This window comes from Rossellomorea aquimaris TF-12 (assembly GCF_001648555.1).
GTDB lineage: Bacteria > Bacillota > Bacilli > Bacillales > Bacillaceae_B > Rossellomorea > Rossellomorea aquimaris.
In genome coordinates, this window is sequence record NZ_LQXM01000024.1 from 64407 (window position 1) to 85454 (window position 21048).

19 protein-coding genes are annotated in these 21048 nt (G+C 37.8%); 5 read left to right on the forward strand and 14 right to left on the reverse strand.

The window, feature by feature from the left end:
* Window positions 1–71 precede the first annotated feature (71 nt).
* The 5 genes from IQI_RS06180 to IQI_RS06200 all read right to left on the reverse strand — a co-directional run bounded on the left by IQI_RS06180 (window position 72) and on the right by IQI_RS06200 (window position 4475).
* Entirely contained in the window at window positions 72–260 is a 189-nt protein-coding gene (locus tag IQI_RS06180; RefSeq protein ID WP_064091791.1) for a Fur-regulated basic protein FbpA, read from the reverse strand.
* Window positions 261–338: 78 nt separating this feature from the next.
* Window positions 339–1250: a cation diffusion facilitator family transporter gene (locus tag IQI_RS06185; RefSeq protein WP_064091792.1), complete on the reverse strand. Its 912-nt coding sequence runs from the start codon at window positions 1248–1250 to the stop codon at window positions 339–341.
* 4 nt (window positions 1251–1254) lie between these two features.
* The gene (locus IQI_RS06190; RefSeq protein WP_156509851.1) at window positions 1255–3378 is read right to left on the reverse strand and encodes a heavy metal translocating P-type ATPase; all 2124 of its coding nucleotides are present in this window, start codon (window positions 3376–3378) and stop codon (window positions 1255–1257) included.
* Entirely contained in the window at window positions 3368–3739 is a 372-nt protein-coding gene (locus IQI_RS06195) for an ArsR/SmtB family transcription factor (RefSeq protein ID WP_064091794.1), read from the reverse strand. The genes IQI_RS06190 and IQI_RS06195 overlap by 11 nt, the downstream gene beginning before the upstream one ends.
* A 406-nt stretch (window positions 3740–4145) precedes the next feature.
* Entirely contained in the window at window positions 4146–4475 is a 330-nt protein-coding gene (locus IQI_RS06200; RefSeq protein ID WP_064091795.1) for a hypothetical protein, read from the reverse strand.
* A gap of 305 nt (window positions 4476–4780) precedes the next feature.
* On the opposite strand from IQI_RS06200, the gene IQI_RS06205 reads away from it, so the two are divergent.
* The 3 genes from IQI_RS06205 to IQI_RS06215 all read left to right on the forward strand — a co-directional run bounded on the left by IQI_RS06205 (window position 4781) and on the right by IQI_RS06215 (window position 8581).
* The gene (locus tag IQI_RS06205) at window positions 4781–6106 is read left to right on the forward strand and encodes a hemolysin family protein (protein WP_064091857.1); all 1326 of its coding nucleotides are present in this window, start codon (window positions 4781–4783) and stop codon (window positions 6104–6106) included.
* A 368-nt stretch (window positions 6107–6474) separates the two neighbouring features.
* Entirely contained in the window at window positions 6475–7761 is a 1287-nt protein-coding gene (locus IQI_RS06210) for a GntP family permease (RefSeq protein ID WP_064091796.1), read from the forward strand.
* A 43-nt stretch (window positions 7762–7804) separates the two neighbouring features.
* Window positions 7805–8581, forward strand: coding sequence for a 3-hydroxybutyrate dehydrogenase (locus IQI_RS06215; protein WP_064091797.1), 777 nt, complete (start codon window positions 7805–7807; stop codon window positions 8579–8581).
* A 78-nt stretch (window positions 8582–8659) separates the two neighbouring features.
* On the opposite strand, the gene IQI_RS06220 is transcribed toward IQI_RS06215, so the two are convergent.
* The 4 genes from IQI_RS06220 to IQI_RS06235 form a co-directional block, all read right to left on the reverse strand.
* Entirely contained in the window at window positions 8660–9007 is a 348-nt protein-coding gene (locus IQI_RS06220) for a hypothetical protein (protein ID WP_064091798.1), read from the reverse strand.
* A gap of 134 nt (window positions 9008–9141) precedes the next feature.
* Window positions 9142–10554, reverse strand: coding sequence for a SpoVR family protein (locus IQI_RS06225; protein WP_064091799.1), 1413 nt, complete (start codon window positions 10552–10554; stop codon window positions 9142–9144).
* 1019 nt (window positions 10555–11573) lie between these two features.
* Entirely contained in the window at window positions 11574–12764 is a 1191-nt protein-coding gene (locus tag IQI_RS06230) for an MFS transporter (RefSeq protein ID WP_064091800.1), read from the reverse strand.
* Between the two features lie 329 nt (window positions 12765–13093).
* Complete coding sequence (locus IQI_RS06235) at window positions 13094–13399, reverse strand: DUF3889 domain-containing protein (RefSeq protein WP_064091801.1); 306 nt, start codon at window positions 13397–13399, stop codon at window positions 13094–13096.
* Window positions 13400–13567: 168 nt separating this feature from the next.
* Between IQI_RS06235 and IQI_RS06240 the strand changes: the two genes are divergently transcribed.
* Entirely contained in the window at window positions 13568–13822 is a 255-nt protein-coding gene (locus tag IQI_RS06240) for a YhdB family protein (RefSeq protein WP_064091858.1), read from the forward strand.
* Window positions 13823–13929: 107 nt separating this feature from the next.
* Here IQI_RS06240 and IQI_RS06245 read toward each other — a convergent pair whose 3' ends face one another.
* The 5 genes from IQI_RS06245 to IQI_RS06265 form a co-directional block, all read right to left on the reverse strand.
* On the reverse strand, window positions 13930–14469 hold the full coding sequence (locus IQI_RS06245; protein WP_064091802.1) for an NADPH-dependent FMN reductase: 540 nt from the start codon (window positions 14467–14469) through the stop codon (window positions 13930–13932).
* 24 nt (window positions 14470–14493) lie between these two features.
* Window positions 14494–15132 (reverse strand): response regulator, encoded by a 639-nt coding sequence (locus IQI_RS06250; protein WP_064091803.1) that lies wholly within the window; start codon window positions 15130–15132, stop codon window positions 14494–14496.
* Between the two features lie 10 nt (window positions 15133–15142).
* Window positions 15143–16258: a GAF domain-containing sensor histidine kinase gene (locus IQI_RS06255; RefSeq protein WP_064091804.1), complete on the reverse strand. Its 1116-nt coding sequence runs from the start codon at window positions 16256–16258 to the stop codon at window positions 15143–15145.
* 441 nt (window positions 16259–16699) lie between these two features.
* Window positions 16700–18442 carry a phospho-sugar mutase gene (locus tag IQI_RS06260; protein ID WP_064091805.1) on the reverse strand — a complete coding sequence of 581 codons (1743 nt, stop codon included), beginning with the start codon at window positions 18440–18442 and terminating at the stop codon, window positions 16700–16702.
* Window positions 18443–18629: 187 nt separating this feature from the next.
* Window positions 18630–20171: a bifunctional GNAT family N-acetyltransferase/carbon-nitrogen hydrolase family protein gene (locus IQI_RS06265; RefSeq protein ID WP_064091806.1), complete on the reverse strand. Its 1542-nt coding sequence runs from the start codon at window positions 20169–20171 to the stop codon at window positions 18630–18632.
* A gap of 178 nt (window positions 20172–20349) precedes the next feature.
* Between IQI_RS06265 and IQI_RS06270 the strand changes: the two genes are divergently transcribed.
* Window positions 20350–20940, forward strand: coding sequence for a TetR/AcrR family transcriptional regulator (locus IQI_RS06270; RefSeq protein ID WP_064091807.1), 591 nt, complete (start codon window positions 20350–20352; stop codon window positions 20938–20940).
* Window positions 20941–21048 lie beyond the last annotated feature (108 nt).

Below are 21048 nucleotides of genomic sequence, written 5' to 3' on the forward strand. Positions count from 1 at the left end.
ATTTTTTTCAAACTCTGGGTTAGACGGTCCCCATAAAAAAAAGACGATCCTTTTTTAAAGGTTCGTCTTTTTTAGTGGGCTAAATCCCCTGTACTTACATAATACTCTAAATATACATCCTGTAATTCATTCATTGAAAGCTCATATAGTTGCTTTCCGAAATATTTATATACTCCAATTCTCAGTAACTGCTGGATATAGAAGTCTTTTTTCAATTCAGGCGTCTTTTTTTGCTGTGATTTGTTTTCTTGATGTAACATGATAATCCCTCCACTTGGGGATATACCCAACCAAGAGATAACGTTAAACCACTTGGGACACATTTTAGGACACTTTTATTAATTTTCTTCACAAATGTGATGATGACCTTCCATTACGTTGAGTCCTTCCAATTGAATAGTAGAATGATGAAGCTCGTATTTTTCTTCTAAGAATGATGAGATTTCCAGAAGGATGTCATCTCGATTCACATCGTTATCTACAACAACATGACAGCTCAGTGCCGGAAACTCTGATGTGATACACCAGATATGCAGATCATGCACTTCAATCACCCCGTCTAATTCTGTCATATCTTTTTTTACATCAGAAAGATTGATATGACTAGGCGAGCCCTCCATTAAAATATGAATCGATTCCTTTGTTACCCTCCAGCCACTGATGATAATGAGAATGGCAACAATGACAGATGCAATTGGATCGGCAATATTCCAATTAAAGAAATAAATGAGTAGTCCTGCAATAATTGCCCCAACTGAGCCTAACATATCTCCAAGCACATGAAGAAATGCACTTCGAACATTTAAGTTATGATCTGTATCGCCTCTCATTAATATCCAAGCTACGACTATGTTAACAACCAAACCGATGATGGCGATGATCATCATTGTTGAAGAAACATCAGGAGTTTCTATAAAACGTTGATACGCCTCCCAAAAAATATAAAGAGAAATAAGAATTAATGTTAGCCCATTCATAAAGGCTGCCAATATTTCAAACCGCTTGTATCCATATGTTTTCCCTTTATTTGAAGCTTTTTCACCAATATAAAAGGCTACTAAGCTTAGGCCAAGAGCAGCAGCATCACTTAGCATATGACCTGCATCTGATAATAAGGCCAAGCTGTTTGTCATCAGGCCTCCAACTACTTCTACAATCATAAAAGTAAAAATAAATAGGAAGCTGATTAATAATGCTTTTTTATTTTGAGAATGATTATGTCCATGGCTATGGCCGTGATGATGGCCCATTGTTTTAGTCCCTCACTTTCTTTTCTCTTACCTTTAATAATCTCAATCCGTTCAATGTTACCAATAAGGTAGCTCCCATATCGGCAAAAATAGCAATCCATAAAGTTAGCCACCCAGGAATCACAAGCAATAATGCCAGCAGTTTTATTCCAATGGCGAAGGTAATATTTTGTTTAATGATGTTCAATGTTTTTCTACTTAAACGTACGATATAAGGTAGTTTTCTAAGATCATCATTCATTAACGCAATATCAGCTGTTTCTAATGCTGTATCTGTTCCGGCTCCACCCATGGCAATACCAACATTTGATGCGGCTAGTGCAGGAGCATCGTTTATTCCATCACCGATCATGGCAACCTTCCCATAAGAGTTCATATACCCTTTAATAAAGCTTAATTTATCCTCCGGGAGTAAACCTGCTCTCATTTCCTTTACTCCTAGCTTTTTTGCAATCGCATTAGCCGTCACTTCATGATCTCCTGTAAGCATAACGGTTTGTTGTATACCTAATTTGTGGAGTTGATGAATGATGGATTTACTTGTTTCTCGTACTTTGTCTGCCACTGCAATGAGAGCCAATGGAGTCTCACCGGTTCCAAACACCATTACAGTTTTGCCCTCACCTTGGAGCTGCAATATCTGTTCAGTTGGAGCTTGATTGAATAGTCTTTCAGAACCAATGAAATAGGTGGTTCCGTCGATGGTTCCACTTACCCCTTTTCCCGTATGAGACTGAAAGTTAATAACCCTCAACTCTTTATAATCAATGTCCATTTTCTCCGCTTTCTTTAGAAATGCATTGGCTAATGGATGCTGTGAATAAAATTCAAGAGCGGACATTTGCTTCCATACCTCATCACTAGAGACCTCTTCTAATAATATAAAATCCGTTACTTCAGGTTCTCCTTTTGTAAGTGTCCCTGTTTTATCAAAGGCTATGGCCTTTAATCGTCCTAATTCCTCTAAATAAATACCACCTTTTATCAGAACACCATTTTTAGCCGCGTTTCCAATAGCAGTCACAATGGCCACTGGTGTAGAGATCACGAGTGCACAAGGGCATCCCACCACTAAAACGGATAATCCTTGGTAAACCCATGTAGACCATGATAGTCCCATCAACAATGGAGGTAATAAGGCTACAAAGAGTGCAACCAACATAATGATCGGCGTATAATATTTAGCAAAAACATCTACAAATGCTTGGGAAGGAGCTTTTTCACCCTGAGCTTCTTCTACTAAATGGATGATTTTTGCAAGAGTTGTATCTTCTATTCTTTTCGTTACCTTTACCTTAAGGAGTCCTTCTTGATTAAGGGTGCCTGCAAAAACTCCATCACCCGTTCCTTTTTCAACAGGAACAGACTCCCCTGTTATAGTAGCTTGATTCACGGCGGAATACCCTTCCAGGACTTCTCCATCCATGGCAATTTTTTGTCCAGGCTTTACTAGCATAATGTCTCCTACTTCAACGTCTTCTGCATCAACAAGAAGTTCTGCTCCATTACGGATAATCAAAGCTTGTGAAGGAGCGATATCCATAAGGGAACGAATGGAATCTCTTGCTTTATCCATTGAATAGGATTCAAGGACTTCACTAATAGCAAATAACAGGACCACTATGGCTCCTTCACTCCATTCGCCTATAATAACAGCTCCAATAATCGCTATTGTCATCAAGGTTCTCATATCAAACTCTAGTTTGAAAAGATTTTGAATTCCCGTTTGAAATAGGCGAAATCCTCCTACCAGTATTGATCCTGCAAAAAGAGTAGTAGAAAAAAGATGACTGTTTTCTAAATTAAAAAGTGGTACAAGATAAGCAATAAAAAGTAAACAAAATGAAAGAATTAAATATTTGTTTTTTTTATAGAAAGGGACTTTCCCTTCAGTCTCGACCTTACGCATTCCATCCTTGCGTAGACTTAGACCTTCAAATGCTCCTGCTTTCTCAACAGATTCAATGGTTGCTTCTCCAAATACAGTGATTTTAGAAGCACCAAAATTCACTTTCGCATCAACAACACCATCCAGGTGCTGCACGTTCTTTTCGAACTTAGCTGCACAGCCTGCTCAGGAAAAGCCCTCGACTCTATAGGTATGCTTTGGCACAGGGTTATTCGTCACGTGTCTCCACCTCTCTTTGATGAGTTACTGCGATTTCTATTAACTGTTTAACATGATGATCATCAAGGGAATAATACACAAGCTTCCCTTTCTTTCTGAACTTAGCCAACCCCTGTTTTCTAAGTAATCGTAAATGATGAGAGGCTGTCGCTGTTGATGAGCCGACAATATTAGCAACATCACATACACAAAGCTCATCCTCAATCGTAAGTGCATAGGCAATTTTCATTCTTGTATCATCAGATAACGCTTTAAAGATTGCAGCTACCTTTGAAGTATTTTGTGTTAATAGATCCGTTTTTAAGCGGTTAACCTTCTCTTCATCTATGCAAGTCACCTCACATACGTCTATTGCTTTCAAGTTAAACACCTCACTAACATTCAAATGTTCTTTTGATTATATTATAGAGAAAAGGAGAGAAATGTTCAAACATTCCTTTGAATGTTTGAACATTTCTCTCCTTTTGTATAGGGGTGCTCAAGTAAATCAGTCTTTATGAATGGCTCTTTTCGTTAACATTGTTGCTTTTTCAAAAGCAAGTAGTGGTTGATTTACGTTTCCATACTAGAAAATCTGTTTTCTTTAAGAATATTTTTCACCTTTAAGCTTCTCTGTCACTAAAATTACTTATAGATAGTGAGGGGAAGTTCCCCTCACCATCCAGCACATACTGATTGGCAGAGCCAATGGCTGAACTCATGTTATAAAAATAGCCATTAAAAAAGAGCCCTGTGTATACAAAGGCTCATTCTCTCTGGCTATTTTATTAATTATGTTGTTGAAGTCTTTTTTCTCTTTTCATGAAGAAATCCAGAGCTACCCAAAATACTACGGAAGTAATTGCAAAGATAGCGATAGCGAAGTAAATTTCTTCTGTTTTCCAGTCTAATCGTGGGATAAGGATACCCAGAATTCCTGAAAGTATATAGTAACCACCTATTAGTTGTAAATATAATTTCCCACCGGGAGATTGAACATTTTCTAAATAGCCTTTTCCTGCTTTGCCAAAGAAAATAGCTATACCTCTAATAATGACATAAACCGAAAAGGCAATGATAAGGGCTACAACAAACTCCTGATTAAAAACGTCTGCCATAATCGTTCTCCTTTCCAACATTCCTTTTTTCATATTCTAAATTGTTGTGTTGTTGATTAGAATTCTTTATGATGAAAGTATACATAGTTAAATGAAGTTTTTAGTAACTAATTATGTACACATTACAAAGAATAAATAGGGAATGGATAAGAATGTAATACTTTTAAAAGGATATACTCATTAGTTACGGATTTCAAGTATTATCTTGTCTCATTTATTACTAATTCTTGACACTTATACTCAGGAGGTGTTTGGAGCTTAAGGGGAAGCATAAAAGTGCTACTCTTTGTTACAGCTTCGGATCATTGGAAATATTTATTAATTTACTATTAGTGGCTTTATTAATTGCGTTAACAGCCTTTTTTGTGGCTTCAGAGTTTGCCATTGTAAAGGTAAGAAGCTCCCGAATTGATCAATTGGTAGCTGAAGGAAATCAGACAGCCGTTGCGGCTAAAAGGGTGATCACTCATTTAGATGAATATTTATCTGCTTGTCAGTTGGGAATCACGATTACGGCCCTTGGACTTGGGTGGTTAGGTGAACCTACGATTGAGCACTTACTTCATCCAGTATTCGATAGATTAGAATTAAACCCCTCTTTAACGAGCATTATTTCATTTGGTTTAGCCTTTTCTTTGATCACGTTCCTTCATGTAGTGGTGGGAGAATTAGCACCAAAAACACTTGCTATTCAAAAAGCAGAAACCGTCACACTTTTATTTGCTAAACCGTTAATTTGGTTTTATCGAATTGCCTATCCATTTATTTGGACACTAAATAAATCAGCACGTCTGTTTACAGGTCTTTTTGGATTAAAGCCCGCTTCTGAACATGAAATGGCTCATTCAGAGGAAGAGTTAAGAATTATTCTTTCTGATAGTTATAAGAGTGGCGAAATCAATTCATCTGAATTTAAATATGTAAACAAAATTTTTGAATTCGACGAAAGAATTGCAAAAGAAATCATGGTTCCAAGAACAAATATTGTCACCCTTTCAGCCGGTTCCACCATTGATGAAGTGTTATCCATCATAAAAGAGGAACGATATACTCGATACCCTGTTGTAGATGGAGACAAGGATAATATTCTTGGCATTGTGAATGTAAAGGAATTACTTACAACTCTCGTGAACAATAAAGGGGAGCATAAGGACCTTTCTACGTTTACGAAGCCGGTCATTCGTGTGATCGAAACGATTCCAATACAAGCTCTACTCGTTAAACTGCAAAAAGAACGCTCTACTATGGCCATCCTTCTTGATGAGTACGGTGGTACAGCGGGACTTGTCACAATCGAAGATATTATCGAAGAAATAGTCGGTGAAATTCGAGATGAATTTGATATCGATGAAATTCCAGAGATTCAAAAAGTAAAAGAGAATCATTATATATTTGATGCAGTCATGTTAATCGAGGATGTAAATGAATTATTAGACATTTATATTGAAGAAGAAGAAGTCGATACGATTGGAGGCTGGTTCCTCACACAGAAGTATGAAGTTCAGCTGGGAGATCAAATCGAAGAACAAGGGTACTGCTTTAAAGTAAAGGAAATAGATGGTCATCATATTCAGTATCTTGATGTAAAAAAAATGACCTCCGTGCAATTAGAAAAGAACGAGTCCCAGTAGGGACTCGTTCTTTTTTTCTCTATCGGGAAACGCTAATTAAAGGTTGCTCTTTTCCCTTTTTTACTTTTCACCTTGATCAGAGATTACAAAGTCCCCCACCAGAAATAAAAACAATACGCATTAGACGTGCTTAGTAAAGGAGGGATTTTAAGAACAAAAAGTGTTAACCTTAACGCCAACAAATAAGAAGGATATTGTAAGAGCTTTATCCTGTATCGATATAACTTTCATTACTCAAACCATTAAAATCTCCTCAAAGATAATCATACATATTGATTATTTGTGAGGAGATTTTTTTGCTTTAGATATTTAGGATAGATTTTAAATTTGATGGAACAATAATGTCAAACGATTATCCGAGGTGAATTATGACAAGTATCATTGTTGGATTAATCCTACTTATGGTTTTAGCGTATTTAGGTTGGTCAATTATTTGGATTGCTCCTTTGGTGGCAGGATTAGTGGCTATTATGAGTGGTCTTGAACTCCTTCCAGCTTATACAGAAACATATATGACTGGGTTCGTAGATTTTGCTAAGGAATGGTTTCCAGTCTTCTTATTTGGTGCAATCTTCGGAAAGCTTATGGAAGATGTAGGGGCCGCACAATCTGTTGCCTATAAGATCACTAATATAATAGGCAAAGATCGGGCAATACTTGGCGTTTTAATTGCAGCCGCTGTATTAACCTATGGAGGAGTTAGTTTATTTGTTGTTGTGTTTGCCATCTATCCCTTGGCAATTGCCATGTTTAGGGAAGCAGACATCACAAGAAAACTCCTTCCACCAACTTTTGTGTTAGGTGCTTTCACCTTCACTATGACAGCCATACCAGGAACACCACAAATTCAAAACCTTATTCCCATTGATTATTTTAAGACTTCTCCTACGGCAGCACCCATCATCGGGATTGTTGGTGGGTTAATCATGGCCGTTGGTGGGTACTTTTATTTAAGATGGCGTCAAAAACAATTCACTAACAAAGGAGACACTTTTACTGAGCCTAAAGGCGGTAACGATGTAAAAGAGATTAATGAAGCAGAGCTTCCAAACTTCTATTTATCGTTTCTACCTCTCGTGATTGTGGTGGTTACATTGAATGTCTTTAAATGGAATATTCTTACTTCACTACTTGTAGGAATTCTCTCCATACTATTGATTAATTTTAAGCATTACAAAAAATTCATTCCAGCTGTCAATGGTGGTGCAAAAGGCTCTGTTATGGCAGTCATTAACACAAGTGCTGCCGTAGGATTCGGAGCAGTAGTAACTTCTGCACCCGGCTTTAAAACATTAACGAAGCTGATTCTTGGAATTAAAGGAAATCCAGTCATTTCAGAAGCCATCGCAGTGCAAACTCTAGCTGCCATTACCGGATCTGCTTCAGGTGGTATGGGAATTGCATTAGAAGCGTTAGGGGATAAATATTATGAGCTCTCTCAGTCAAGTGGAATCAGTGCTGAAGCTTTCCACAGAATTGCTTCTATTTCTTCTGGAGCGTCTATTCTCCCACATAACGGTGCTCTCTTAACACTGTTTGCAGTAACCGGGCTTACCCATAAAGATTCCTACTTAGATGTAGCTGTAGTGGGATTACTTATTCCCACGATAGCTGAAATTGTATCAATTATATTAGCAAACATGGGGATCTATTAAAATTCATCTTTCATGCAAAATAAAATAGAGGAGGAAAAATGAAATGGTTAATGAAAAAGTAGTTTTTATTACCGGAGCTGCTCGAGGTATTGGATTTGAAATCGGAGAACATTTTGCCCAAAACGGCGCTAAGGTTGTTCTGTCAGATATTAATCAAGAAGGATTAGACGAAGCTGTTGATGAATTGAAGGGTCGGGGCTTTGATGTGTTGGGAGTAAAATGTGATGTTACAAGTGAAGATGAAGTAAAAGCAGGAATTGACAAAACCGTTGAGCACTATGGCAGCATAGATGTTTTGATCAATAATGCCGGAATCCAACATGTAGCTCCCATTGAGGAATTCCCCATTGAAAAATTTGAGCTGTTAATTAAAATCATGCTTACGGCTCCGTTCATCGCCACTAAATTTGCTTTTCCTCATATGAAAAAGCAAAAGTTTGGTCGAATCATCAACATGGCTTCTATTAATGGACTGATTGGCTTTGCTGGAAAAGCCGCCTACAATAGCGCGAAGCATGGTGTAATTGGATTAACGAAGGTATCAGCACTAGAAGGAGCTGAACACGGTATCACTGTGAATGCACTCTGCCCAGGATATGTGGACACCCCTCTAGTTCGAAATCAATTAAAAGACATCTCTTCTACAAGAGGAGTACCACTTGAAAAGGTACTGGAAGACGTAATATACCCTCTTGTCCCACAAAAGAGATTACTTTCAGTCGAAGAAATTGCTGATTATACAATGTTTCTTTCAAGCGACAAGGCAAAAGGTGTAACCGGTCAAGCCGTTGTATTAGATGGCGGATATACAGCACAATAAATGGTTAAAAGGAACTAACTCGTATATGGGTTAGTTCCTTTTTTATTAAAATTTCCATATTACAGTGAAGAGCCTTCACTATGACATTTCACAAGCAACAAGACCATATTGTTTATCTGGATCTAATTGTTTTATAAATTGAAATAGCTCCTGAACAGGCTCACTATTCATGTCCTTTTGATAATATTCTTCTAAAAGCTCTAATAGTTGGTGGGGATACAACGGGCACGTATGGCTTCCCCAATCCGTTTGCTTTCCTTCTAGTTTTTTGCAATAAATCTTATCTAATATACTAAAGAAGAGATCATACCCCTTTGGGAAGAAGGTGCTAATTCGCTTTGGGAAATTATGATTCCAATCCCCACCTCCATCATAATGGAATGTCCTATCTGAAAGGTCTCCAATAAATACTTCTACATCAGCCAACTTCTAACTCCTCCTAACATACAAAAATGATCTTTATCTTATTTGTATAAACTTGTCCTTATTTTTAGAACTTGTAGGGAAGAAAAAAATCAAGAAAAAGCCGATTTCAACCTGAAATCGACTTTTCACTATTTTTATAGGTATTTCCTTTGAACACTGCGCCCATCATAAGTAAATAACATGGTACGGTTCTCTACATGAGTTTCAATATGAACAGGTCTTCCCCATAGCTGATGAAGATAAGGAAGCACCTTCTCCAAATACTTTATATCAAGCTCTACATCCTCGAACCAATGCTTTAGATAAAGCTCTCCACTCTTCATATAATCCCCATCATTCACTGTAATGTACGGAAATCCTCCATTTACCCTCATTCCCACAAGCTGATCTCTTACATGAGTCCATTGTTTATCCACAATTTTGTAGTCCCTTCCTTGCTTTTGGAAGAGATACATATCCTCTCTCATCACAAGGTCTTTCGTGAGGTAGTTTCTCAAAAACGAAATGTCCGACTCTATTTCCCTCACCTCAAACATTTTTTCTCTTCCGGAATTTGGTTTAACTCCCCGTTTTTTCATTTCATCCGTTGGATTGTCATAGCGCTCTTCAATATCCTCAAAAATTTTCAACCCTAAGTAATATGGATTAATTTGAGTGCGGGAAGGTTGAACAACACCAGCATTTAATTTTGCAAATTCAATGGATTCCCCGCTAGTAAGATCCATTTCACGAAGAATTCGTTGGTGCCAATAAGAAGCCCAGCCTTCGTTCATGATTTTTGTTTCAAGCTGCGGCCAAAAATACAACATTTCTTCTCTCATCATCGTCAAAATATCTCGTTGCCAATCGGATAATTCACGACTGTATTGTTCAATAAAAAGCAAAATGTCTTTTTCAGGCTGAGGAGGAAATTTCTTCTTCACCTTTTTCTTCATTCTGCTCTTTGGCTTCTCATCTAACGACCATAAATCATCATAAGGCGTAATAGGATTGACCTCTTCCTCTACCCATTCCACATCATCCATCGTCCAATTAAGCTTTGGTCGCATGATGGAAGGATCAATGTGCTCATCAATGGCAAGAACCGCATCAAGAAAATCTTCTACTTCTTGCTTTCCATGCTCTATTTCATAGCTTCGCACTCGCTCAGCTGTTGCGGACATACTCTCAACCATATCTCTTTTTGTATTTTGAAATCGAACATTATTTTTAAAGAAATCGCAGTGTGCCAACACATGGGCTACAATAAGCTTGTTTTGAATCAAAGAATTGGAATCTAATAAAAACGCATAACAAGGATTGGAATTTATGACTAGTTCATAAATTTTGCTTAACCCCAAGTCATATTGAAGCTTCATCTTATGAAACTGCTTCCCAAAGCTCCAGTGAGAGAAACGAGTCGGCATACCATATGCTCCAAATGTATATATAATGTCTGCTGGACAAATTTCATATCTCATCGGATAAAAATCAAGGCCAAAACCAACAGCAATTTCAGTGATTTCACCAATTGCATTTTGCAATTGCTTCTGTTCCAACTGGTTCATGTTCATCCCCCTCTTTATACTCTTATCACAATGTATGAAAGAAAAGAGCATTTGATGAGAAGAAAAGCGGAGGCGGCTTGGGAAGGCCCGACAAGCATAAGGCGAGTATGCTGAAAAGGCGTTCTTTGCCTTTTTGCATGCTTGACTTATGACCTCGAGGGTCTAGCCGCCGGAGCTAGACATCGAAGAAAAGCGGAAGGGCTTTGGTTAGAGGCGACAAGCATAAGATGAGGGGACATGAAGGTTGCCTTTTACCTTCTTGTTCCCTTAGCTTATGACCTCGAGCCTCTAAGCCCTGGAGCTAGACATCAAAGAAAAGCGTAGGCGGCTTGGGTAGGCCCGACAAGCATAAGGCGAGTATGCTGAAAAGGCGTTCTTTGCCTTTTGGGCATGCTTGACTTATGACCTCGAGGGTCTAGCCGCCGGAGCTAGACCTAGAAAAAAAGCGGAAGGGCTTGGGCAGAGCAACATGTAGGTAGAATAATTTAACAAAAGAACTGTTTCCAAATTAATGAATGGAAACAGTTCTTTTTAATAAGCTGTTTTTGTAAACTTTTTGCTTAATTAAATAGCGTGTAATGGCTGATTTCCGCTCCAGGTACTCTCTTTTCCGCGGGGTGGGCGGTGAGCCTCATCGGCTGCGCCTGTGGGATCTCGCCTGTCCCACTTCTCCCGCAGGAGTCGAGCTCCTTCCGCTAAATCAACTTTCAAAACATGATTTTTTTGATTAGAAATCAGCAAGTGTGCAACGTTCAATTTTAGTACGAATAGTAGAAATACTATTTTATTAAGATTATCTTTGTCACGACTCTAGTAGGAGAACGGCGTGGACTCCTGTGTAAGTAAAGGCTTGACGAAACCAAGGAAACGAAGTGTTGAGGAGGCTCGGTCGAACGTTAGCTTTAAGCTGAGCCGTTCCCCTCACCATCCAAGCGCAACCATCACACTGATTGACAGCAGCGCGTTGGAAATTCCTGTGTAATAAAAAATTACTCTTTCGGGAAAATTGCCAATCAATTCTATACTTTTAAACTCTTTTGCAGAACCATCATAGGAATCAGTGCACTTATTAATAAAAGCGCTGAAATGGTAAAGATGATGGATACACTGAAAACTTCAAGGAGCAAGCCTATTCCTACGGAAGAAAGTCCAAAGAGTAAAGTCGTTAACGCACCTTGAGCAGCATAAATCTTCCCAAGTTCTTCTGAAGGGGCATTTTCCTGTAAATAAGTTTGTAAAACAATATTCTTTATTTGATCAAACACTCCAAACACAAAAGACAATAGCAGGGCAAAAATCGCTATTTTGTTCCATGCAAATAACAGAGTTACAATTGAAGTAATGACCATACAGATGGGTAAAAAGCTACCTCTATTTTTCGAAAAAAACCCGTGAAGCTTAAACAGGAGAAAGGAAGCAAGAACCAGTCCTACAAAAAAACTGCTATTAATAAATCCCCACCACGCTTCACTTCGTTGCAATTGGAGATCAACATACAAATAAAGAACAGCAGCAATCCAAACCGTTCCTGCAATGGACTCAATTCCATAAATAAAAAAGATGGAAGCGATTCCCCTTTCCTTTTTGACCTGTGACCAACCATCACCAAGCTGTTGCCACCAGTGTTTGCGTTCTTCAATAGTTGTCCTGGGTATTACAGGCAGCTTATACATATAAATGGTTGAGGTTAAGAAAAGGATAGTGATTAAAATAAATAAGTTCATGTTACTTAAGAAAGATAATAATATCCCCCCTACTGCCCAGCTGGACAATTGAATGGTTTGATCTACAGTTGAGAGAAATCCATTCGCTCCCAGTAATTCTTCTCTCTTTACCAGAAATGGAACATATGAGTTTCGAGCTGGCAATGCCCATCCATCCAAAAACGAGATGATACTGGCGCAAACTAAGTATAGCCAAACGTTTTCATTTCCAATTAAAATCATCACAACAAAGAAAAACAATAAGATCGTCTTTCCCAATTGAGAATAAGTGATTAAGCTCCTCATTTGTGAACGGTTCATTAGAATTGGAGCTGCAATGCTACTAATAAATCGTGAAAAGGTAATAATCAACGGAACAGCTGTCATGTATATAGCTGAGCCTGTTAATCCATAAACAAGGGAGATTAATCCTACAATATAAAGAATATCCCCCATATTCGCTAAAGCTTGACCGAGCCATAGATTACGAAAAGCATTTGAATGCATGCCTCTTCCTCCCTATATTAAATTTTCTATTATAAAGGTAAGAAAGATATCATCACATTGGAATACAGTACCCCTTTCGTATCTAAACGTTTCATCTTGGTTATAGTTTAGCAAAGACATTTCATTTTGAATACATGAAGAGTTTGTCGAAAAATTAGTAGTTCACTGATATATTCCAGATTCCGCTGATAAAAGTGGCTATTTCGCTGATAAATCAAAGAATTCGCCCGTAAAAGTCACTATTTCGCTGATATCATTTTTAATCCTCTTCATGAACACTCGCTAAAGAACGTCCATAACAAAAAAAGCACCAATTCGGCGCTTTTTTCTTATTCCTTAACAGAAATATCTAATATTTTTTCGTTTTCCAGATTATGCACTACTCTAACGATTACCTTTTTGGTTGTATTATTTTCTTGCACTGTAAACTCAAAGGAATCAGCTACTTTGTTCTCTTCCAACTTTTCTCTCCCTTGATATTTATAATCTTTTACAGGCTGTCCGGGGTAATCCTCTTTGATGACAGCAATAGCTATGCGGCCAAATTTTTCATAATCTACATTTTGCTCAGCACTTGCGTGACTTGAAACTAATAAAAGAAACACAGTAGAGATTGTCATTATTGCTTTTTTCATTTTTATCACCTCTATATACTATTCATTACATAGGATGATTTAAAAATGTTATTTTATTCACCCAATAGAAGGAAAACCATTAAATCCTTAATAACCAACTTTTTCAGAGAAATAAATATGGTTTTCTCCATACAATATGATTACCCCTTCAGAAGGAGGGAATCAATGTTGAACAAAGTTGATTATGACAGAGCCTTGTACTACACTCATCGCTCAGAATGGGATAACCTGCTTATTCTCATGGTGAGAACGAAAGATGACCTTCTTTCAAAAAGAATTGAACACTTTTTACATGCCTATCACTTTTCAAATGAATATACTGATGTAGAGAAAAACCTTTACACTCTATTGAGATATATTGAACATGCAAACTTCACCTTTAGTGTAGAGCAACCATTAGAGGAAACCTTTGCAGAAATGTAGTTAAACAAGAATTCCACCTAACCCGCTGATCCAATTAGTTTATACTATTGGATCAGCTTTTATTTAAATTTCAATAAAAAAACTGACAATACATTGCCAGTTTTTGTTTAAGTAGAACTATTTTTATGAACCAATTGTCCTGCTGCAATATATAGCTTTAGATCATCCATAAGGTCTCTTACTAATTTTACGGACTCTTCTAATAAGCCATCCTGTTCATAATCAAAGCAGTGAGGATCAAGAACGAGCTGTTTTGGGATGACATTCGCATAGACACCACGTCCAACAGTTCTTAAGTTATTAAGACAATTAATCCCTCCTTTTCCTCCACCCGCACATGCAAGAAGAGCAACAGGTTTATGAGCGAATTGTTCACTACTTAAGAAATCAAGGGCATTTTTTAATGCTCCGCTCATACCGCTATGATATTCAGGAGAAGCTAATAAGACAGCATCAGCATTTTTCACCTTTTCCTTCAAGTCTTTAACTTCTTTCAATTCCGATTGTTCTGGTTCTCCATTATAAAGAGGCAATGTACCATCACTTAAATCAATGAAGTCACAATTGTACGTTCGGGAAATATATCGAGAAGCAATTCCCGTACGACCTTTTTTTCTTGGACTTCCATTTATCACGAGGATATTCATGTTGGGATTCTTCCTTTCTAAAAATTAATTTGAAACGAGTTTATGTTTAACTGCATATAATGCTGCTTGTGTTCGGTCTGATACTTCCAGCTTTGAAAAAATATTCGAAATATGGGTTTTAACCGTTTTTTCAGTAATAAAAAGACTAAACGCAATTTCTTTGTTACTCTTTCCTTTTGTAAGCTCAATAAGAACATCTCTCTCACGCTTTGTAAGAGCATGAATTTTATGAGGAGGCTCTTGTTTTGAAATGCGAGTTAATAAATGATTCGTTGCTTTAGGATGGAGGGAGTTTTCTCCTGAAATAAGCTTTCGAATACTATTGACCAGCTCGTCTGGTTCGATATCCTTTAATTGATAGCCAGCAGCTCCAGCTTCAATGGCAGGGATTACATGATTCTGATCTGAAAAACTGGTGAGCATGAGAATCTGAATACCAGGATGAGTTTTTTTTATTTCCTTAGTCGCTTCAATCCCATCCATTTCAGGCATCATCAAGTCCATCAAAATAATATCCGGCTCTAATTGTTGAGCTAGTCTCACAGCCTCTTTCCCGTTCTTTGCTTCCCCTATGATGTCAATGTCTTTTTGGGTTTTCAAAAAGAATACAAGCCCTCTTCTGACGACGTGATGATCATCAGCTATTAATACTGAAATGGTCATAAGGCACCCCCTAATATGGAATACAAACAGATAATGTTGTTCCTTCTCCTATTTGACTTTGTATCGTTAAATCTCCACCAATGCTTTTTACTCTTTCTTTCATGCTTTCGATTCCCAGTGAAGGGAGTGTTTGATTTTTATTATAATAAAATCCATAGCCTTCATCTTTAATGGTCAGACGAACACACTGTTGTTCTCCTTGTAGAAGGAAGTGGATGTTACTTACACCCGAATGTTTCTTGCAATTATTAAGGGCTTCTTGACTAACCCTCCACAATACTTCTTCTATTTTTGAACTTAGGGAAATGACACCAATTACTTTTGTGTGCAAGGAAAGCCCCAGCATTTCTGAGTATCCCTTTGCAGCTTCAATCAAGCCGTTTTCAAGTCCATGGGGTCTTAACTGCCAAATAAGAGCTCTCATTTCTGACAAAGCTTCTTGTGCTAATCCTTGAATCGTTTTGAAGGTATCTTTCACTTCCACCTCCTCAACCATTTCTGCCCCGCCTCTAGCCGTTAAGGTAAGGGAAAATAAAAGTTGGTTTACAGAGTCATGCAAATCACGAGCTAAGCGGTTTCGTTCACCGATGAGGGCAACCTCTTGTTCTTTTTTTGTCAGCATGATCCTCTTAATGGCTGACCCTATTTGAAAGGCAATCGATTCAAGAAGGGCTAATTCGTTCTCTGAGAAATGGGTTTTATGAGGTGCAGCTACATTCAGCAAACCGAAGGCTTCATTTCCTGACTGAAGGGGGACAGTAGCGTGATAAGAAATATCATCTGTTTCTCCTCTTTTTTCATCTATGGCTTGCTCAATCCGTTGACACTCAATAATATTCGAAGCTTTTGTCAGCTTTCCTCTTCGATAACGGTTCACACACCAGCAGCTTCCTTCTTTCATTAACTCGCATTTTTTATCAGCAAGTGAGGCAGGAAGATTTTCATATGTTATGAGCTCATGCTTCCCATCCTTTTCAACAAAGAAAATCCATCCCGTTGTGAAGCTTGTTCCTCTAATCAACTTCTTCAACGCACCTGATAGCATGGAGTTCATTTCCGTCTCATCGTTTAAAAACTCCGCTATTTCTTTCAAAAGCTGAATGTTCGATAACGAACCTTGTTCCATCAAGCATTTCCCCCTCACATTCCTTTACTACCATTATACAGCTATTCAACAAAAGTGATATTCTCAAAAAGAAGGAAATCACCTACGACTTTTGACTGAGAGGGACGGACCTCCAAAATTGTTACTCATCCTCTGAAGAGAAAAGTCACAAGATATCCACAATAAAAAAGCACTTTCCTAAAGAAAAAAGGCACTTGACTGTTTAAAGTTTTATAAGCCGAGCTTCTTGTCCTGCTGAAGTACGGTCGTGCCGAGACCCCGGAAGCGAAGCTGAGGAGGCTCGGCCGAACGTCCGCGGAAAGCGGAGCAGTTCCCCCACCATCCAGCACCCACTGATTGACAGAACTCGGGCAGAACTCAGGTTAAAAACAACAATCTTCGTGAAAAGAGCCTTAAAAAAAGACTAAACCCTAATGGTTTAGTCTGTAACACACTGTGATATTAAGCTAATGCATTAACCATAGTTTCTACTTTCCCCATAATATCTGACTGTAGAGCCGTTAATTTCTCATCACTGTCTTGTTGAGAAGTACCGATTACGCTGAAGTAGAACTTGATTTTTGGTTCTGTTCCTGAAGGACGTAAGCAAATCCAAGATCCATCTTCAAGATGATATTTTAAAACATTTGAAGCTGGAAGGTGAATGTCTGATTCCTTACCTGTTTGTAAGTCTACTTTCTTGCTTACTTTATAATCTTCAGAGGATACAACCTCAAGCCCAGCTACTTCTTTTAATGGTTCATTTCTAAAATTCTTTAAGATGGTTTGTATTTGTTCAGCGCCTTCTTTTCCTTTAAGGGTTAAACTCTTTAAACCTTCTTGATAAAAACCGTGACGTTCATACAAATCATTTAGAACATCGTAAAGCGTTTTTCCTTGCTTCTTATAATACGCAGCTGCCTCTGCTGCCATTAAGACAGCTTGAACTGCATCTTTATCACGCGCAAAGTCTCCTATTAAGTAACCATAGCTTTCTTCATATCCGAATAAGAAGGAATACTCTCCTGATTCTTCATACTTTTTAATTTTTTCACCAATAAATTTAAAGCCTGTCAGGACATCTTCAACTGATGCACCATAATGCTCAGCTACTTTTCTTCCTAATTCAGAAGTAACAATCGTTTTGAATACACGTCCGTTTTCTGGAATCATATTCTTTTCTTGTTTACGCCCTAATATATAATCCAGTAAAATCGCACCTGTCTGATTACCAGTAAGTAGAATGTACTCACCGGTTTCTCCTTTTACAGCGACTCCTAAACGATCTGCATCAGGATCAGTTGCAATCAAGATATCGGCATCGATTTTTTTACCATCTCGAATGGCATATTCAAATGCCGCTTTATCTTCAGGATTCGGAGATTTAACTGTTGTAAATTCAGGATCAGGGATGGCTTGTTCTTTTACAATATGAACATACTCATATCCTAATGACTTCAAACCCTTTTCAGACATTTTTAATGCGGTTCCATGTAATGGGGAAAACACGATTCTCAAATCAACTTCCTTAGCAATTTGAGGTTTTTCAGAAATGGACAGAAGATGCTCTAAATACGATTGATCAATTTCTTCACCAATCATTTTTATAAGACCACTTGCCTTTAATTCCTCTTCGGTTTTCACATCTATTTCCAGTTCATTTTCAACTTCATTTACTTTATTTATGACAGCATCTGCAACGTGTGGAGGAAGTTGAGCTCCGTCTTCTCCATATACCTTATATCCATTGTACTCTGGAGGATTGTGACTTGCTGTTACTACTATTCCGGAAAATGCCTTTAAGGATCTAAGGGCAAAAGATAGCTCCGGAGTTGGCTTGAGTTCATCAAACACATACGTTTGAATTCCATGACTAGCTAATGTTTTAGCTGATTCCATGGCAAACTCAGGAGACTTATAACGCGAATCGTAAGCAATAACAACTCCTTGCATCATAGCCTGTTCCCCTTGTTCTTCTATGTATCGTGCTAAACCTTCAGATGCCTTCCGAACCGTATAAATGTTCATACGATTAGTTCCAGGACCAATTTCTCCTCTCATTCCACCAGTACCGAACTCGAGGTTTTTATAGAATGCATCTTCTAAGGTTTTTTCATCGTCCTTCATTACGACTAAAAGTTCTTTCATTTCTTCGTCAAGATGTAAATAATCATTCCATTGTTGCCACGTTTTTTTCCAACTCAAAACGATCCCCTCCTAAAGCTGTATAATAATGAATTCTATCATATATTGTAGAAATCCTCTTAAAACAATCCGTCACATTACGACAAGATTCACACAACCTTATTTTAGCATAATTTTTCAAGACGAGATGTATCAAAAAAAGCAAACAAAAAAGCCTCACTGAGCAATCAGTAAGACTTTCTTCTTATTACTTCTTATAATTCACACCATATACATCGTGACGTCTGTCCTTAAGCTGACGAACGGTTCCAGATTGGCGTTGACGGCGTAAGACTTCTAAGTCTACGTCTCCTATCATGACCATTTCGATATTTGGGTTTGTTTCACCAACAATACCGTCTCTTGCAAATTCAAAGTCAGACGGTGCAAAGATTCCAGATTGAGCGTATTGAATATCCATGTTTTCCGTTTGTGGTAAATTCCCCACGGTTCCTGAAATGACCGTATAAATTTGATTTTCAACAGCACGGGCTTGAGCACAGTAACGAACACGAAGATACCCCTGACGATCCTCTGTACAGAATGGCGTAAAAATGATTTTCGCCCCTTTATCTGTTGCAATTCGAGCAAGCTCAGGAAATTCAATGTCATAACAAATTTGAATCGCAATCTTCCCACAATCTGTATCGAATACCTTTACCGTATCTCCTGGACTAATTCCCCACCATTTTCTTTCATTCGGAGTGATGTGTACCTTGTATTGCTTCTCAATAGTTCCGTCACGACGGAATAAGTAAGCAATGTTGTAAATTTCATCGTCCTCTTCTTTAACAAAATGAGAACCACCAATAATATTCACGTTATAGCGTACAGCCAGGTCTGTAAATAGTTCAATGTATTCCTCTGTAAAATCAGTTAACTTTCTCACAGCCAAGCTTGGAGATTGAATATTTAAGAATGACATAAGCTGAGTGGTGAATATTTCTGGAAAGACGACAAAGTCAGATTTGGCATCAGATGCCACATCTGTAAAGTATTCGACTTGATTTGCAAACTCTTCAAATGAATTTATTTTACGCATCATGTACTGTACAACACAAATACGCACAGGATAACTAGTTTTAAAATGGCGTTTGCTGGATGGACGATAATCTACATTATTCCATTCCATTAATGTCGCATATTTATGGGATCTGCGATCATCGGGTAAATAGTTTGGATTGATTCTCATAAGGGTAAATCCATTTAATAATTGAAAGGATAAAACTGGATCATAAATTTTATGGCGACCTACTCCATCAACATACTCTCTTGGAGACATCTCATCTGCATGCTTATGGTAGTTAGGAATACGTCCACCAATAATGATACTCTTTAAGTTCCATTGGCGGGCAAGGTCCTTTCTCGCTTCATATAAACGATGCCCAACCTTCATACGACGGTAATCAGGATGAACCATCACTTCAATTCCATATAGATTATACCCATCCGGGTTATGATTCGTTATGTAACCGTTATCCGTTACATCGTCCCAGGTGTGGCGATCATCGTACTCATCAAAGTTAATAATTAAACTCGAGCATGAACCGATGATTTCTCCATCTAATTCTGCAACAAGCTGGCCTTCTTGAAAGACATCTAAGTGACTTTTTAAATGCTCTTCCTTCCAAGGATCCATTCCTGGAAAACAAATGGATTGCATCTTAATAATATCTTTAATGTCCTTATACTCCATCGGACGAATAATCATTTTCTTTTCAAATTGTGATAAGTCTAATTTTTCTCCCATTGAATATAACACTCCTTCATAAACTACCTGATTCTTTACCCTTATAGTGCTCTGTTCAAACGAAGTTCATGACTCTTCATGACTTTTATTTTACCAATCACTTTCTTACTTTTGAAGAAATATGAATACAATTTGCCCAAAACCTCAATAGAATTTAATATAGTAGAGAGGTGAAGTTATGAACGGTTTTGAAAAAAGGAAGCAGTTAAAGATGAAACAAATAGAGGATGCAGCCTTTTTCCTTTTCACCAAGTATGGAGCACAGAAAGTGAATATTCAAGATATTGCTAAAAAGGCAAATGTCTCACAAGTAACCATCTACAATTACTTTGGGAGCAAGGATGACCTATTATATACCGTTTTTAAAAATTTTATGGACCGTAAAATGGATCAATTTATCCAACTGAAAAATAGTTCTCTTGATTTCAAAGCCAAAATTGAAACGCTAATTCAATCAAAGCTTGAAGATACAGAAACGTTTTGCCCTGAATTTATACAAGAGGTCCTTACACAAAAAGGACCAATTGCTGAGCTATTTCAAACTTATACCGAAAGGTCCGTCCCTCTTATTCATGAATTACTGGAAGAGGGAAAAGAAAAAGGATATGTGTCGACTGAGTTGTCGTTAGAGACCCTCATGTTTTTTCTAAATTCTATTTTAAGTAATTTCCGTATGAATAAAGGGATGTTTTCTAATGAAGAAACAAAGCGGCAGTTTATAAAAGAAACCCATCACTTTATCTTTTATGGGTTAGTGGGGAAACAGTAGTTATATTTACATGTTGCTACGAATAAAGGAATCAATCCCCTTTCCTTAATAATCGGTCCGGTATTTTAAAAATACAATCCGGTTCATGTCGAAAACGAGCCAAGATAA

Excerpts from the sequence above, each read along its gene's own strand:
- IQI_RS06180 (WP_064091791.1), bottom strand. The coding sequence starts at position 260 with ATGTTACATCAAGAAAACAAATCACAGCAAAAAAAGACGCCTGAATTG.
- IQI_RS06185 (WP_064091792.1), bottom strand. The coding sequence starts at position 1,250 with ATGGGCCATCATCACGGCCATAGCCATGGACATAATCATTCTCAAAAT.
- IQI_RS06200 (WP_064091795.1), bottom strand. The coding sequence starts at position 4,475 with ATGGCAGACGTTTTTAATCAGGAGTTTGTTGTAGCCCTTATCATTGCC.
- IQI_RS06210 (WP_064091796.1), top strand. The coding sequence starts at position 6,475 with ATGACAAGTATCATTGTTGGATTAATCCTACTTATGGTTTTAGCGTAT.
- IQI_RS06215 (WP_064091797.1), top strand. The coding sequence starts at position 7,805 with ATGGTTAATGAAAAAGTAGTTTTTATTACCGGAGCTGCTCGAGGTATT.
- IQI_RS06225 (WP_064091799.1), bottom strand. The coding sequence starts at position 10,554 with ATGAACCAGTTGGAACAGAAGCAATTGCAAAATGCAATTGGTGAAATC.
- IQI_RS06230 (WP_064091800.1), bottom strand. The coding sequence starts at position 12,764 with ATGCATTCAAATGCTTTTCGTAATCTATGGCTCGGTCAAGCTTTAGCG.
- IQI_RS06235 (WP_064091801.1), bottom strand. The coding sequence starts at position 13,399 with ATGAAAAAAGCAATAATGACAATCTCTACTGTGTTTCTTTTATTAGTT.
- IQI_RS06245 (WP_064091802.1), bottom strand. The coding sequence starts at position 14,469 with ATGAATATCCTCGTGATAAATGGAAGTCCAAGAAAAAAAGGTCGTACG.
- IQI_RS06250 (WP_064091803.1), bottom strand. The coding sequence starts at position 15,132 with ATGACCATTTCAGTATTAATAGCTGATGATCATCACGTCGTCAGAAGA.
- IQI_RS06255 (WP_064091804.1), bottom strand. The coding sequence starts at position 16,258 with ATGGAACAAGGTTCGTTATCGAACATTCAGCTTTTGAAAGAAATAGCG.
- IQI_RS06265 (WP_064091806.1), bottom strand. The coding sequence starts at position 20,171 with ATGGGAGAAAAATTAGACTTATCACAATTTGAAAAGAAAATGATTATT.
- IQI_RS06270 (WP_064091807.1), top strand. The coding sequence starts at position 20,350 with ATGAACGGTTTTGAAAAAAGGAAGCAGTTAAAGATGAAACAAATAGAG.